General features: G+C 67.4%; 14 protein-coding genes and 1 rRNA gene. 9 read left to right on the top strand and 6 right to left on the bottom strand.

Annotated elements, in window-relative coordinates; genetic code table 11:
* Positions 1-5: 5 nt before the first annotated feature.
* The gene (locus AC1DYN_RS14035; RefSeq protein WP_477960466.1) at positions 6-860 is read right to left on the bottom strand and encodes an aldo/keto reductase; all 855 of its coding nucleotides are present in this window, start codon (positions 858-860) and stop codon (positions 6-8) included.
* Between the two features lie 65 nt (positions 861-925).
* Here AC1DYN_RS14035 and AC1DYN_RS14040 point away from each other — a divergent pair, with 65 nt between their 5' ends.
* The 4 genes from AC1DYN_RS14040 to AC1DYN_RS14055 all read left to right on the top strand — a co-directional run bounded on the left by AC1DYN_RS14040 (position 926) and on the right by AC1DYN_RS14055 (position 4,810).
* Entirely contained in the window at positions 926-1,693 is a 768-nt protein-coding gene (locus tag AC1DYN_RS14040; RefSeq protein WP_477960468.1) for an ABC transporter ATP-binding protein, read from the top strand.
* Between the two features lie 8 nt (positions 1,694-1,701).
* A complete protein-coding gene (locus tag AC1DYN_RS14045; protein WP_477960491.1) occupies positions 1,702-2,475 on the top strand; it encodes an ABC transporter permease in 774 nt (257 codons plus the stop codon).
* 31 nt (positions 2,476-2,506) lie between these two features.
* On the top strand, positions 2,507-3,520 hold the full coding sequence (locus tag AC1DYN_RS14050; protein WP_477960470.1) for an ABC transporter substrate-binding protein: 1,014 nt from the start codon (positions 2,507-2,509) through the stop codon (positions 3,518-3,520).
* A gap of 429 nt (positions 3,521-3,949) precedes the next feature.
* Positions 3,950-4,810: an HDOD domain-containing protein gene (locus AC1DYN_RS14055; RefSeq protein ID WP_477960472.1), complete on the top strand. Its 861-nt coding sequence runs from the start codon at positions 3,950-3,952 to the stop codon at positions 4,808-4,810.
* A 6-nt stretch (positions 4,811-4,816) separates the two neighbouring features.
* On the opposite strand, the gene AC1DYN_RS14060 is transcribed toward AC1DYN_RS14055, so the two are convergent.
* The gene (locus AC1DYN_RS14060; RefSeq protein WP_477960474.1) at positions 4,817-5,299 is read right to left on the bottom strand and encodes an Lrp/AsnC family transcriptional regulator; all 483 of its coding nucleotides are present in this window, start codon (positions 5,297-5,299) and stop codon (positions 4,817-4,819) included.
* Positions 5,300-5,422: 123 nt separating this feature from the next.
* On the opposite strand from AC1DYN_RS14060, the gene hppD reads away from it, so the two are divergent.
* From hppD to phhA, 3 genes are read left to right on the top strand one after another with little or no spacing between them, the layout of a single operon-like run.
* Positions 5,423-6,544: a 4-hydroxyphenylpyruvate dioxygenase gene (hppD, locus tag AC1DYN_RS14065; protein WP_477960476.1), complete on the top strand. Its 1,122-nt coding sequence runs from the start codon at positions 5,423-5,425 to the stop codon at positions 6,542-6,544.
* A 9-nt stretch (positions 6,545-6,553) separates the two neighbouring features.
* A complete protein-coding gene (locus tag AC1DYN_RS14070; protein ID WP_477960479.1) occupies positions 6,554-7,324 on the top strand; it encodes a transporter substrate-binding domain-containing protein in 771 nt (256 codons plus the stop codon).
* Complete coding sequence (gene phhA, locus AC1DYN_RS14075; RefSeq protein WP_477960480.1) at positions 7,321-8,202, top strand: phenylalanine 4-monooxygenase; 882 nt, start codon at positions 7,321-7,323, stop codon at positions 8,200-8,202. The genes AC1DYN_RS14070 and phhA overlap by 4 nt, the downstream gene beginning before the upstream one ends.
* Here phhA and AC1DYN_RS14080 read toward each other — a convergent pair whose 3' ends face one another.
* The 3 genes from AC1DYN_RS14080 to AC1DYN_RS14090 are packed head-to-tail and all read right to left on the bottom strand — an operon-like array spanning position 8,203 to position 11,233.
* Complete coding sequence (locus AC1DYN_RS14080; protein ID WP_477960481.1) at positions 8,203-9,090, bottom strand: esterase/lipase family protein; 888 nt, start codon at positions 9,088-9,090, stop codon at positions 8,203-8,205. It lies immediately after the preceding gene.
* 26 nt (positions 9,091-9,116) lie between these two features.
* Positions 9,117-10,730 (bottom strand): GMC family oxidoreductase N-terminal domain-containing protein, encoded by a 1,614-nt coding sequence (locus tag AC1DYN_RS14085; protein ID WP_477960483.1) that lies wholly within the window; start codon positions 10,728-10,730, stop codon positions 9,117-9,119.
* A complete protein-coding gene (locus tag AC1DYN_RS14090; RefSeq protein ID WP_477960485.1) occupies positions 10,727-11,233 on the bottom strand; it encodes a hypothetical protein in 507 nt (168 codons plus the stop codon). Before AC1DYN_RS14090 ends, AC1DYN_RS14085 begins: the two co-directional genes overlap by 4 nt.
* Positions 11,234-11,341: 108 nt before the next feature.
* Here AC1DYN_RS14090 and AC1DYN_RS14095 point away from each other — a divergent pair, with 108 nt between their 5' ends.
* Both AC1DYN_RS14095 and AC1DYN_RS14100 read left to right on the top strand, forming a co-directional pair.
* Complete coding sequence (locus tag AC1DYN_RS14095; protein ID WP_477960487.1) at positions 11,342-12,067, top strand: DUF8198 family protein; 726 nt, start codon at positions 11,342-11,344, stop codon at positions 12,065-12,067.
* A 60-nt stretch (positions 12,068-12,127) separates the two neighbouring features.
* Positions 12,128-13,810: a long-chain-fatty-acid--CoA ligase gene (locus AC1DYN_RS14100; RefSeq protein ID WP_477960489.1), complete on the top strand. Its 1,683-nt coding sequence runs from the start codon at positions 12,128-12,130 to the stop codon at positions 13,808-13,810.
* A gap of 67 nt (positions 13,811-13,877) precedes the next feature.
* On the opposite strand, the gene rrf is transcribed toward AC1DYN_RS14100, so the two are convergent.
* Positions 13,878-13,990: ribosomal RNA gene (rrf, locus tag AC1DYN_RS14105) — 5S ribosomal RNA — on the bottom strand.
* Between the last annotated feature and the right edge of the window lie 33 nt (positions 13,991-14,023).

The following is a 14,023-nucleotide window of genomic DNA, read 5'->3' on the forward strand; positions in this document are numbered from 1 at the left end:
CGGCCTCAGCTCATCGCGAGCGGCGACTTGCGGCGCGGCGCCGGGAACAGCCGGTCGATGTCCGACAGCGCCGCATCGTCCAGGTCGAGGTCGGCAGCGGCGAGGTTCTCGCGCAGGTGGGCTTCGCGCACCGCCTTCGGGATCGCGATCACGCCGGGCTGCTTCAGCACCCAGGCCAGCGCCAGCTGCGTGGCCGTCACGCCGCGCTGCGCCGCGAGCTTCTGCAGCCCGGCATGCCCGGCGAGGCCTCCCTGCGCAAGCGGGCAGTAGGCCATCAGCGGCACGCGGCGCTCGCGCTGCAGCGGCAGCAGGTCGTACTCGATGCCGCGCTCGCTGAGCGCGTAATACACCTGGTTGGTGGCGCAGGCAGCGCCGCCTTCCAGGCCCCACAACCCGGCCATGTCGTCCCCATCGAAATTGCTGACGCCCCAATCGCGGATGCGTGCCTGCGACTGCAGGCGTTCGAAGGCCGCCACCGTGTCGCGCAGCGGATGGTTGCCCGGCCAGTGCAGCAGGTAGAGATCGAGCTGGTCCAGCCCCAGGCGCCGCAGGCTGCGCTCGCAGGCGGCGGGCGTGCCGCTGCGGCTCGCGTTGTGCGGGTAGACCTTGCTGACGATGAACAACTGCTCGCGCTTCACGTCGCCGGCGCGCAGCGCCTCGGCGAGGGCCTGGCCGAGCGCCTCCTCGGCGCCGCCTTCGCCGTACATCTCGGCGGTATCGAACAGGCGGTAGCCGAGCTCGATCGCCCTGCGGATCGCCGCCACCTCGGCGCGCCGGGCCGAACTCGATTCGCCCATGCGCCAGGTGCCCAGGCCGAGCGACGGGACGGTGCTTCCGGAAGGCAGGACGAGCTGGTGCACGGGCTTCTCCGCAATGGGCGCCACGTCGGCGCGAACGGCATTCTGCGGCACACTCCTCGCCCATCATGTCCGACACCCTGATTTCGCTGCGCCAGGTCGACAAGCGCTTCGCCAACGGCGTGCAGGCACTGCGGTCGGTGTCGATGGACGTGCGGGCGGGCGAGTTCGTGTCGCTGCTCGGGCCGTCGGGCTGCGGCAAGAGCACGGTGTTGCGGCTGGTGGCCGGGCTGGACGAACCGAGCTTTGGCACCGTGGACGCGCCGGCCCTGCGCGACAACCCTGCAGCCGACACGGCCTTCGTGTTCCAGGACCCGACGCTGATGCCCTGGGCCAGCGTGTTCGACAACGCCTGGCTGCCGTTGCGGCTGGCGGGCGTGTCGCGGCGCGATGCGCAGGCCCGCGTGATGCCGCTGCTGCAGCGCATGGGTCTCGACGGGTTTGCGGATGCCTGGCCGGGCGAGCTGTCGGGTGGCATGAAGATGCGCGCGTCGATCGCGCGGGCGCTGGTGACCGGGCCGCGCCTGCTGCTGATGGACGAGCCGTTCGCGGCGCTCGACGAGATCACGCGCCAGCGGCTCAACGCCGACCTGCTGGACGCCTGGCAGTCCCGGCCGATGGCGGTGCTGTTCGTGACCCACAGCGTGCTCGAGGCGGTGTTCCTGAGCCAGCGCGTGCTGGTGATGGGGGCGCGGCCCGGGCACGTCGTCGCGCAATTCCACATCGAGCGGCCGGCGCGGCACGACGCCGGGTTCCGCGATTCCGACGCCTACGTCGCGCAATGCCGGGCCGTGTCGCGCGCGCTCGAAGCGGCGCACGCCGGAGCCGCCGCGTGAGCGCCGGCATGAGTCCGCGCTGGCGCCGCCGCGTCGCCCCGGCCGTCGTGCTGCTGGGCCTGCTGGCCGGCTGGGAGGCGCTGGTGCGCCTGGCCCACATCCCGCACTACACGCTGCCGGCGCCCAGCCTGGTGCTGCAGACGCTGGTCGACAACTTCGCGTCGCTGTCGGGCAGCTGGTGGTTCACCGTGAAGATCACCTTCGGCGCGCTGGCGCTGGCCTGCACCGGCGGGGTGTTGATCGCCGCGGTGTTCGCGCTGTGGCGGCCGGTCGAGGAGGCGTTCTTTCCGGTGGCGGTGGTGCTGCAGGTGACGCCGATCGTCGCGGTCGCGCCGCTGATCCTGATCTACGTCGAAAGCACCACCGCCGCACTGCTGCTGTGCGCCTGGATCGTCGCGTTCTTCCCGATCCTGTCGAACACGGTGATCGGGCTGCGCGCGGCCGACGTGAACCTGCGCGAGCTGTTCCGGCTGTACCGCGCAACGCCGTGGCAGCGGCTGCGGTTGCTGCTGGTGCCGTCGGCATTGCCGTATTTCATCGCCGGGCTGAAGATCTCGGGGGGGCTCAGCCTGATCGGCGCCGTCACGGCCGAGATGGTGGCCGGTGCGGCGGGGCGCGAGACCGGCCTCGCATCGCGCATCCTCGAGGCCAGCTTCCGCACCGAGACGCCGAAGATGTTTGCCGCGCTGGGCCTGCTGGTGTTCACCGGCGTGCTGATCTTCGCCGGCTTCAACGCGCTCTCGCGGCTCTTGCTGGGCCGCTGGCATGCCACCGAGAATTGACGACGACACCCCTCATCGACGGAGCATCCCCATGAACAACACGATTCGGCTCGCCGTGCTGGCGATCGGCCTGGCCGGTGCAGGCGCCTGGGCCCAGGACAAGGTCAGCTTCGCGACCAACTGGAAGGCGCAGGCGGCGCACGGCGGCTTTTACCAGGCTGTCGCCGACGGCACCTACAAGAAGTACGGGCTGGACGTGACGATCCAGCAGGGCGGACCGCAGGTGAACAACCGGCCGCTGCTGCCGGCCGGGCGCATCGACTTCCTGATGACCGGCAACCTGCTGCACAGCTTCGACAACGTCAAGAACGGCGTGCCCACGGTCGTGGTAGCGGCGATGTTCCAGAAGGATCCGCAGGCGCTGATCGCCCACCCGGGCCAAGGCTACGAGTCGTTCGCGAAGCTGAAGGATGCACCTGTGGCGCTGATCGCCAAGGACGGGCAGTTCAGCTGGTGGCAGTGGCTGAAGGTGACCCACGGCTTCAAGGACGAGGTGCTGAAGCCCTACAACTACAACCTCGGGCCCTTCCTCGCAAACCCGAAGGCGATCCAGCAGGGGTATTCGGTGGCCGAGCCGATCTACGTCGAGAACCAGGGCAAGTTCAAGCCGGTGGTGCACCTGCTGGCCGACCACGGCTTCAGCACCTATTCCACGGTGATCGAGGCGCGCACGGACACGGTGAAGGACAAGCCGCAGCTGGTGCAGCGCTTCGTCGATGCGTCCATCCTCGGCTGGGTCAACTACCTGTACGGCGATCGCAAGGCGGCGAACGCGATGATGATGAAGGAGAACCCGGAGATGACCGAGGCGGAGATCGAGTCGTCGGTGGCCTTGATGAAGCAGCAGGGCATCGTCGATTCGGGCGAGGCGCTGCGCAACGGCATCGGGGCGATGAGCGGCGAGCGCATCAAGGACTTCTACGGGCAGATGGTGAAGGCGGGGCTGTACAAGACGGGGGAGGTCGATCTGGCGAAGGTGGCGACGATGCAGTTCGTGAACAAGAAGGTGGGGAGCGAGTTGAAGGCCAGCTTGGTGCGGCGCTGAACGGGAAGTCTGTCTGTGCTCGGCGCCTCTGGCATCAAGGAACTCGAACGCAGAGGCCGTTACCTAGATCGGCGGCCGCTGTGGAACCATGCAGAGGTTGATCAATGAGCCCTTTCCCGTCTTATGCGACCAAGAGTTCGYAGTTCACGTTCACCCAAACCGGTGAAAAGACCGCCACTTTGACCCGGGCACCAGGCGAGCAGCAACGCATGGCCCAACAGAGGCTGAATCAACTGATGCCGGGCCTTCTCCAACACGGTTGTGGCGTCGTCGTTCCCGGCTGTGAGAGGTTTCTCGCAATTTCCTTCTTCCGGCCCGAGTAATTGAAGCTGACATGAAGGGATCCAGCCCATCATGACTGGGAGGGCACGCTCAAGCCCAGGCGGCGGATGCCGAAGTACAGTCAGCAAGTGATCCACACTGCATGCCGTGACTCATCCGCCGCCCTCCTCCCTTTCAGGCAAGTTGCCCCTGACTCAGCCCCTGGCCGACTTGGCGGCGTGGACTGCGTATTTCCGGCAGAGTGACATCCCCGTCCTCGCCAACACCTCCGACGCGCTCGAAGCCATGCGCGCCAACGAAGACGACGTCGACGCCAACCTGATCGGCGAGATGGTCGCCGACGATCCGCTGATGACGCTGAAGGTGCTGGCCTATGCGGCCACGCACCGGCCGGCACGGCTTGTCACCGACGTCGAGACGGTGACCGCCGCGGTCGTGCTGATGGGCATCTCGCCGTTCTTCGGCGCCTTCGGTCTGCAACCCACTGTCGAGGATCGCCTCGCCGATCGCCCCGAAGCGCTGAAGGGCTTGCAGGACGTCGTGCGCCGCGCCCACCGGGCCTCGCACTTCGCGCTGGCCTTCGCGATTCACCGGCAGGACCACGACGCCGCGCTGATCCACGAAGCCGCGCTGCTGCACGACTTTGCCGAGATGCTGCTGTGGGTGCACGCGCCGGACCTGGCGCTGGCCATCCAGCGGGCCCAGGCCACCGACCCGACGCTGCGTTCCAGCGCCGTCCAGCTGAGCACGCTGAACGTCGACCTGTTCGACCTTCAGCAGGCCCTGATGAAGTCGTGGACCCTGCCCGAGCTGCTGATCCGCATCACCGACGACCGGCATGCCGAGCACCCAGCCGTCAAGAACGTCATCCTCGCGATCCGCCTGGCCCGCCACACCGCGCATGGCTGGGACAACGCCGCGATTCCGGACGACGTGGCCGACATCGCCCAGCTGCTGAACATGTCGACCTCCGCCACGCACGCGATGCTGCTCGACCTGGACCGCTGACCATCCCTACACCGGCACGGCGGTCGTGTTCTTCACCCGGTCGAGCACGAAGCTGGTCTTGCAGTCTTCGACGCTCGGGTGCTTCAGCAGCGTCTCCATCACGAAGCGCGAGTAGTGCGCCATGTCCTGCACCACCACGCGCAGCAGGTAGTCCATTTCGCCGGTCAGTGCCACGCACTCGATCACCTCGGGCCAGGTCTGCACCGCGGCGCGGAACAGGTCCATCGGGTTGCGCTTGTGGATCTCGGAATGCTTCTCGAGGCGCACGTTCAGGTAGGCCGTGAGGCCCAGGCCCACCCGCTCGGCCGGCACCAGGGCCACGTAGCCAGCGATGACGCCCGATTCCTCCAGGCGCTTGACGCGGCGCAGCGCCGCCGACGGCGACAGGCTGACCTGGGCGGCCAGCACGTCATAGGTGATGCGCCCGTCGGTCTGCAGCGCCCGAAGAATGCGCCGATCGATCGCATCCAGCTGGATTTCCGTTTCCATGCGATGCATTTTGCAGCTTTCCTGCGCAACCCGCCATCCTCGCGGTGAAACTTGCATGATTCCTGCGGGACGACGAATCTACAGTGCACGCAGTTGCCGACATTCAACGCAAAGGAGCGCCGCATGCAGTTCACCCCCTGGGACAACCCGATGGGCACCGACGGATTCGAGTTCGTCGAGTACGCGGCGCCGGACCCGGTCGCGCTCGGCCGGCTGTTCGAGACGATGGGCTTCACCGCCATCGCCCGACATCGCCACAAGAACGTGACGCTGTACCGCCAGGGCGAGGTCAACTTCATCATCAACGCCGAGCCGAATTCGTTCGCGCAGCGCTTTGCACGCCACCACGGCCCGAGCGTCTGCGCGATGGCCTTCCGCGTGAAGGACGCCGCAAAGGCCTATGCGCGTGCGCTCGAGCTCGGCGCCTGGGGCTTCGACAACCAGACCGGCCCGATGGAGCTGAACATCCCCGCCATCAAGGGCATCGGCGATTCGCTGATCTACTTCGTCGACCGCTGGCATGGCAAGGACGGCGCCGCGGCCGGCGCCATCGGCAACATCAGCATCTACGACGTCGACTTCGTGCCGATCCCCGGCGCCAACGCGTCGCCGGTGGGCAATGGCCTGACCTACATCGACCACCTGACGCACAACGTGCACCGCGGCCGCATGAAGGAATGGGCTGACTTCTACGAGCGCCTGTTCAACTTCCGCGAGGTGCGCTACTTCGACATCGAGGGCAAGCTGACCGGGCTGAAGAGCAAGGCCATGACCAGCCCCTGCGGCAAGATCCGCATCCCGATCAACGAGAGCTCGGACGACAAGAGCCAGATCGCCGAGTACCTGGACCTGTACCACGGCGAAGGCATCCAGCACATCGCGCTCGGCACCGACGACATCTACGGCACCGTCGACGGCATGAAGCAGCAGGGCGTCGTGTTCCAGGACACGATCGCGACCTACTACGACCTGGTCGACAAGCGCCTGCCCAACCATGGCGAGCGGCTGGACGAACTGAAGCGGCTGCGCATCCTGATCGACGGGGCGACGCACCAGGGCGCACCGAACGAGCTGCTGCTGCAGATCTTCACGCAGACGGTGATCGGGCCGATCTTCTTCGAGATCATCCAGCGCAAGGGCGATCAGGGCTTCGGCGAAGGCAACTTCCGTGCGCTGTTCGAGAGCATCGAGCTCGACCAGGTGCGCCGCGGCGTGCTGAAGGACGAGACGGCGCCGGCGCGCTAGAGTGCAGGCATGAAGCTGCACCCTCCCCTCGTCGCCCTTGCCCTGGCAGCGCTCGCTTCGGCCGCGCCTGCCCAGGAATCCTCCCTCGACGCCGTGATGAAGGCCGGCACGCTGCGCGCCTGCACGCCGGGCGACTACAAGCCGTTCAGCTTCCAGCGCGCCGACGGCGCCTTCGAAGGCCTGGACGTCGACCTCGCCCAGTCGCTGGCGACCGCGATGGGCGCCAAGCTCGAGCTGGTGAAGACGAGCTGGGCCAACCTGCTGCCCGACTTCGCGGCCGGCAAGTGCGATGTCGCGATCGGCGGCATCTCGGTGACCACAGAGCGCCAGAAGCGGGTATTCTTCAGCAGCGCCTACATGGTCAATGGCAAGACGCCGCTGGCGCGCTGCGAGGACGTGGGCAAGTACCAGAGCGTGGCCGACATCGACAAGGCCGGCGTGCGCGTGATCGCCAACCCCGGCGGCAGCAACGAACGCTTCGCGAAGGCCAGCTTCAAGATCGCGACGCTGACCATCCACACCGACAACCTGACGATCTTCGACGAGTTGCTGGCCAAGCGTGCCGACGTGTTCGTGACCGAGGCGGCCGAGGCGCTGGTGCAGCAGAAGCTGCGGCCCGGCCTGTGCGCCGTCAACCCGGAGCGGCCGCTGCAGTACGGCGAGATGGCCTGGATGCTGCCGCGCAACGACGGCGTGATGAAGAACTTCGTCGACCAGTGGCTGCACCTGGCCAAGGCGACCGGCGAATACCAGCGAACGGCGGACAAATGGCTGCGATGAGCGACGGCCCCGTGAAAGGCGTGAACAGCGGTGTCGCGCCTGCCACCTACGGGCAGGGCGACCGGCCGCCGCGCGGCGACTATGCGTCGGCGCGCGCCGACTACACCTGCGAGCAGGACTGGGCGCGCTACACGCCGCAGGACCATGCGCTCTACCAGCGGCTGTACGAGCGCCAGGCCGCGCAGTTGCCCGGGCTGGCCTGCGAAGAGTTCATCGCGGCTGTCGCGAACCTCGGCACGCCGACGCAGATCCCGCGTTTCGATGCCTTGTCCGAGCGCCTGCAGCGCGCGACCGGCTGGGAGGTGGTGGCCGTGCCGGGGCTGATCCCGGAAGAAGCCTTCTTCGCGCTGCTGGCGCAGCGACGCTTCCCGGTGACGGGCTGGATCCGCAAGCCGGAGGAGTTCGACTACGTGGTCGAACCCGACGTGTTCCACGACCTGTTCGGCCATGTGCCGCTGCTGTTCAACCCGATGTTCGCCGACTACATGCAGGCCTATGGCGCCGGCGGACTGAAGGCGACGCGGCTGCAGGCCTGCGAGTACCTCGCTCGGCTGTATTGGTACACCGTGGAGTTCGGGCTCATCGCGACGCCGGCGGGCTTGCGCGCCTATGGCGCCGGCATCCTGTCGTCGGCCGGCGAGCTGCGCCACAGCGTGACCAGCGCGCAGCCGCAGCGGCTGGGCTTCGACCTGCAACGCATCATGCGCACGCGCTACAAGATCGACAGCTTCCAGGCCACCTACTTCGTGATCGATTCGTTCGAACAGCTGTTCCGCGCCACGGCGCCGGATTTCACGCCGCTGTACGAGGCGGTGGCACAGCAGCCCGAGCTGGCGGCCGAGGCCACGCTGCCCAGCGACCGCGTGCTGTCGACGTGATCACAGCGAGGCCAGCACGGCCTCGAACACCACCGGCTGGTTGACCAGGTCGACGTGCGCGATGCCCGGCACATGCCGGTTGTCGGCCCCCGGCAGCGTGGCGGTGCTGGCCGGGAAGACGATGTTGTCGCAATGGCTGTAGAAGCAGATGAAGCGGCTGGACAGCGTGGCCGATTCGCGCGTGCCGAGTTGCTGCTGCCATGGGCTGCCCAAGCGCATCTCGTGCCCGTTGGTGGTGGTGGAGAAGCGGCCCAGCCAGGTGCCGCGGTGCGGGCTGCCGATCGTCACGATCCGGTGGGCACGGGCCTCGCCACCGTGGGCCGCGGCCCAGGCGCGGATCGCGAGGCCGCCCATGCTGTGTCCGACCAGCACCGGGGCCTGGCCAGTGCTGGCTTCCAGCCGCGCGACGGCCTGCTCGATGATGTCGGCGTAGTGGCTGATCGAGCCGAACACCGGCTCGAGGTTGACGGCGATGAAGGGCGTGCCGCGCTGCTTCAGGCGCAGCATCCACGGGTTCCACAGGCCGCGATTGCAGACGAAGYCGTGCACCAGCACGACGCCCCGTTGTCCGGTGTGCTCGGGCACGTGGTCCGGCACGAGGCTGGAACGGAAGGGCTGGCGCCAGCAGAACACCTGGGGTGCCGTGAGCACCTCGCCGATCCATGCATGCAAGAGCTGCACGACGCTGGCACGCGGGCTCGGGTCGTCGCCGTGGACGAAGTAGAGGAACACGAACTCCAGCGCGAGGAAGACGGCGTAGCCGAAGACGATCAGCGCAGCGCCCGCCCAGGCCCAGCCCGGACGGTCGGCATGGATGAACCAGGCCGCCCACAGCACCGCGGCGAGCAGCAGTCCGAGGGTCGTGAAGCGTTCCAGTCGCGCGAGCATGCGGGCGATGCTAGCAGCGCGCTCGATCAGGCGAGTTGCACGTCGCGTCCGGAGAGCCGCTGGGCGAGCCGGGTCGCGAGCATCGTCGCCAGGCCATAGACCGACAGCTGCGGGTTGGCGCCGATGCTGGTCGGGAACAGCGAGCCGTCGTGCACCGACAGGTTCGCCAGTTGCCAGTGGACGCCGTCGGGGCGCACGACACCCTGCGCCTCGCTGCCGGCCATCGGGCAGCCGCCCATCACGTGGGCACTGACCACGCGCGTCAGCAAGGGCTTCATCGGCAGCTCGTTGATGGCTTTCGAGGCACTGGCCCAGGTGGTGTACGGCGCAGCCATCTCGTGCACCGGGACGACGCTGCGGGCACCGGCGGCGAACTGGATCTCGGCCATGCTGAGGAAGGCGCGGCGCGCACCGTCCATCACGAAATCGTTCAGCGGGTAGTCGAGGACGGGCGTGCCGTCGTCGCGCAACGTGACGCTGCCGCCCGGAGATTGCGGATGGAAGCCGTCGCGCATCAGTGCCAGCAGGCTGTGTGTGCGCGGAAACTGCTGCAGCAACGCGGCCTGCGCCTGGCCGTAGCCCGACAGCGTCGAGGCGAAGATCACCGGGTGCAGCGGCGGGGCCTCGAGCTTGTAGCCGATGGGGCCATCCAGCGGCTGGGTCTGCAGGAAGTGGTCGGTGTACAGCGTCTGCGGTGCGCCATCCCAGCCCTGGACGGGCTCGGGGAAAGTCGCTGCGGAGATCACCACCGGATGCAGGAAGCTGCGCTTGCCGAGCAGCGCATGCGGATCGGGTGCCTTCGAGCGCATCAGCAGTGCCGGCGAATTGATCGCGCCGCCGGCGACGACGTAGTGCCCGGCGACGATGCGCGTCGGCGCGGCGCCGGTTGGCGTGCTGTTGCCCGAGACGGGCACGCAGAGCAGGGTGTCGACGCGGTCATCGCGAAGCTCCAGCCGCTCGGCCCGTGTCGCGACGAGCAGCGTGGCGCCGGCATCGAGCGCGGCCGGCAACGTGGTGACCAGCATCGATTGCTTGGCGTTGGTCGGGCAGCCCATGCCGCAGGAGCCGAGGTTCCAGCAGCCCTTGACGTTGCGATGGATGGCGGCGGCCGGGATGCCGAGCTTGGCCGCGCCGGTGCGCAGCAGCTCGTTGTTCTGGTTCGGTGGGGTCAACCAGGGACCGATGCTGAGGCGGCGCTCGGCTTGGGCGAACCAGGGCGCCATCGCCGCCTCGCTCATGTCGGGCAGACCGAAGTGTTGCTGCCAGTGGGCGAGCGTGTCGCCGGGCGTGCGGAACGAGCTTGTCCAGTTCACCGTCGTCGACCCGCCCACGCAACGGCCCTGCAGGATGTTGATCGCCTTGTCGGCGGTCTTGCGGGCGGCGCTTTCCTGGTACAGGGTCGGGTAGGCCTCGCTCTCGCGCTGGCGGAAATCGCTGCTGCTCTTCAGCGGCCCTTCTTCGACGATCACGACCTGCAGGCCGGCCTTCGTCAGCAGTTCTGCCGTGATGCCGGCACCGGCGCCGCTGCCGATGATGGCAACGTCGCAGGTGATCGTGGCGGGGCTCGCGCGATGCGGTCCGCCGAAGACGCGCCAACCGCGCTGCAGCCCTTCGGCGATCGGATCGGGGATGCTGCTCATCGGATGTCGCGCGGGCCGGGGTAGCCCAGCATCGGCCACGTGGAGGCGTCTGCAAACCACGCGCCGTTGGTGATGTCGCGCAGCGCGTGGTAGACCTGCTGGCGGGCCGCGATGCGCGACGTTCGCATGTCTTGCAGTGCAACCTGGACCTCGGACGCGCTCGCCGTCGCCCACGGGGCGGACAGGCCGGCCAATGCTCGCCGGCCTGCGGCGGTCGTCAGGATGCTGATCAGCTGCGACAGTTCGCGCTGGGTGGCGGGTGCGAAACCCTCGATCGTGGCCGCCACCCGCTCGAGGTGGGCATCGAGAGCGGTTCGTCCTGCCTCACCACCGGGCAGGATGCCGTCGAGGACCGCGCGTGCAACTGCCGCGAAAAGATCGCGGCCCTCGACGCCCAGGCGGCCGTCGTGCAAGCCGGGTTGGATGCGCGAGAGCCCGAATCCGGCCAGGCCGAGAGCGACGGAGGCGACGGCGCCGAGTTGGAGGAGAGTGCGTCTTTGCATGGGCTGCTTGAATGCGCGCCGAGTGTTGCATCATTCGCAGGCCGCTCCGTAGAGGTGCGGGACTAGGGCAGCCCCTCGTTAACCCGGAACGACCCGACACCGCGCACCATGGCAAGCCAGGGCCAGAACATTCTTCAGCACCTTTCTGCCGTGCAGGTGGAACGCGAGTTGCGGGCCGCCGACAAGGCGCTGCTCGCACGGATCACGGCCATGAAGACCTATCAACAGAAGCGCTTCGCGCGCACCTATGCCGATCTGCTCTCGTCGCGTCGGTACCGGGATGTCGCGCAGTTCTTCCTGGACGAGTTGTACGGGCCGCGCGACTTCGCCGAGCGCGACGCGCAGTTCGCGCGTGTCGTGCCTGCGCTCACGCGGCTGTTCCCGAGCGACGTGCTTGTCACGGTGGAGTCGCTGGCTGCCTTGCACGCACTGTCAGAGTCGCTGGACAGCGCGATGGGCCAGCAACTGCGCCACGCGGACGTCGACGCCACGACGTACCTGGCGGCATGGCAGGCCTGCGGCCGGCGGCCCGACCGAGAGCGGCAGATCGCGTTGACCGTGGCGATCGGTCGATCGCTCGACGTGCTGACGCGACGGCTGCTGTTGCGGCAAAGCCTGCGGATGATGCGTGTGCCTGCCCGCGCCGCCGGCCTGGCATCGCTGCAATCCTTCCTCGAAGCCGGCTTCGACACCTTTCACGCGATGGGTGGCGCGGCGGAGTTCCTGCAGACGGTGCAGTCGCGCGAGTCGGTGCTGATGGGAGCGCTGTTCGACGAGGCTGCTGTCACGCGCGGGACAGCGGCGCACGAGTCCGCGTTAGGACAACTACCGTAGCTGCGGCTGCTCGCTGGCCCGCACCATGCAGCCTCCATCCTGCACACGGACGCTTCATCGATGCACAGACCTTGGCTGAACCACTATCCCCCTGGCGTCCCCGCGGAAGTGGACAGCACGCAGTACCGCTCGCTGGTCGAGCTGCTGGAGGAATCATTCAGGCGCTTCGCGTCGCGCGACGCGGCGGTGTGCATGGAGCGGCGCTTGAAGTTTCGCGACATCGACGAGATGTCGGCGGCGCTGGCGGCCTGGCTGCAATCGAAAGGGCTGGCCCAAGGCGCGCGCGTGGCGCTGATGATGCCCAACGTGCTGCAATATCCGGTCGCCATCGCGGCCGTGCTGCGCGCGGGGCTCACGGTGGTGAATGTCAATCCGCTCTACACGGCGCGCGAACTCGAGTATCAATTGAACGACTCAGGTGCCGAAGCGATCATCGTGCTGGAGAATTTCGCGCACACGCTGGAGCAGGTGATGGCGCGCACGGCGATCCGGCACGTCGTGCTGGCGTCGATGGGGGACCTGCTCGGTTTTGCCAAGGGGCAGCTGGTCAACTTCGTCGTGCGGCACGTGCGCAAGATGGTGCCGGAGTTCACGTTGTCGGCACCAGCGGGAGGCTCGGTGACGCGCTTCAACATGGCACTCGCCGACGGCTCCAGGATGACGATGCGGCGGGCCGACGTCGGCCCACAGGACATCGCCTTCCTGCAGTACACCGGCGGGACGACGGGTGTGTCGAAGGGCGCGGTGCTGCTGCACAGCAATGTGGTTGCCAACATCCTGCAGTCCGAGGCGTGGTTCCGGCCGATGCTGGACAAGGTGGGCGAGCGCCAGGTCATCACGGTTTGCGCACTCCCGCTGTACCACATCTACGCGCTGACGGCCTGCTACATGCTGGGTGCGCGGCTGGGCATGCTGAATGTGCTGATTCCGAACCCCCGCGACATCCCCGGCTTCATCAAGGTGCTGCAGCGGCAGCGCGTGAACATGTTCCCGGCGGTCAACACCTTGTTCAACGCGCTGGCCAATGACGCGGATTTTCGGCGGCTCGATTTCTCGGAGCTCGTGATCTCGAACGGGGGCGGCATGGCGGTGCAGCGTGCAACGGCGGAGCAGTGGCTGAAGATCACGGGCTGCCCGGTCGTCGAGGGCTACGGCCTGTCCGAGACCTCGCCGGTGGCAACGATCAATCGCTTCGACGAGACGGAGTTCACCGGCTCGATCGGCCTGCCGGTTTCCTCGACGGAGATCGCGATCCGCGACGACAGCGGCGCGGACGTGGCTGCCGGCCTGCCAGGCGAGATCTGCATCCGTGGGCCGCAGGTGATGGCAGGCTATTGGAATCGACCGGACGAGACCCGCCTGGTCATGACAGAAGATGRATTCTTTCGGTCGGGCGACATCGGTGTGATGGATGAGCGCGGCTACATCACCATCGTCGATCGCAAGAAGGACATGATCCTCGTGTCGGGCTTCAACGTGTACCCGAACGAGATCGAGCAGGTGGTGAGCCTGCATCCGGGCGTGCTCGAGTGCGCTGCTGTGGGCGTTGCCGATCCGAAGTCGGGCGAGGCTGTGAAGCTGTTCGTCGTGAAGCGGGATTCGGCGCTGGCGGAGGACGACCTGGCTGCATATTGCAGGGAAAACTTCACAGCCTACAAGCGGCCTCGGTACATCGAGTTTCGGGATGAGTTGCCGAAGACCAACGTCGGCAAGATTCTCCGTCGTGAGCTGAGAAGCAGCTGACAGGATCGGCAGCCCCAAAAGCAAAACCCCCGTCACCTTGGGAGGCGACGGGGGTTGGCTATTAATAGCCTGACGATGTCCTACTTTCACACGGGAACCCGCACTATCATCGGCGCTGAGGCGTTTCACTGTCCTGTTCGGGATGGGAAGGAGTGGGACCACCTCGCTATGGTCATCAGGCTTAACTTGTTGCTGCCGAGCATCCTTTGGGGG

The organism is Rhizobacter sp. P2_D12, from assembly GCF_056404395.1.

Bases quoted from the DNA above. Each gene is read 5' to 3' on its own strand.
- AC1DYN_RS14040 (WP_477960468.1), top strand. From the start codon at position 926: ATGTCCGACACCCTGATTTCGCTGCGCCAGGTCGACAAGCGCTTCGCC.
- AC1DYN_RS14045 (WP_477960491.1), top strand. From the start codon at position 1,702: ATGAGTCCGCGCTGGCGCCGCCGCGTCGCCCCGGCCGTCGTGCTGCTG.
- AC1DYN_RS14050 (WP_477960470.1), top strand. From the start codon at position 2,507: ATGAACAACACGATTCGGCTCGCCGTGCTGGCGATCGGCCTGGCCGGT.
- AC1DYN_RS14060 (WP_477960474.1), bottom strand. From the start codon at position 5,299: ATGGAAACGGAAATCCAGCTGGATGCGATCGATCGGCGCATTCTTCGG.
- hppD (WP_477960476.1), top strand. From the start codon at position 5,423: ATGCAGTTCACCCCCTGGGACAACCCGATGGGCACCGACGGATTCGAG.
- AC1DYN_RS14070 (WP_477960479.1), top strand. From the start codon at position 6,554: ATGAAGCTGCACCCTCCCCTCGTCGCCCTTGCCCTGGCAGCGCTCGCT.
- phhA (WP_477960480.1), top strand. From the start codon at position 7,321: ATGAGCGACGGCCCCGTGAAAGGCGTGAACAGCGGTGTCGCGCCTGCC.
- AC1DYN_RS14085 (WP_477960483.1), bottom strand. From the start codon at position 10,730: ATGAGCAGCATCCCCGATCCGATCGCCGAAGGGCTGCAGCGCGGTTGG.
- AC1DYN_RS14090 (WP_477960485.1), bottom strand. From the start codon at position 11,233: ATGCAAAGACGCACTCTCCTCCAACTCGGCGCCGTCGCCTCCGTCGCT.
- AC1DYN_RS14095 (WP_477960487.1), top strand. From the start codon at position 11,342: ATGGCAAGCCAGGGCCAGAACATTCTTCAGCACCTTTCTGCCGTGCAG.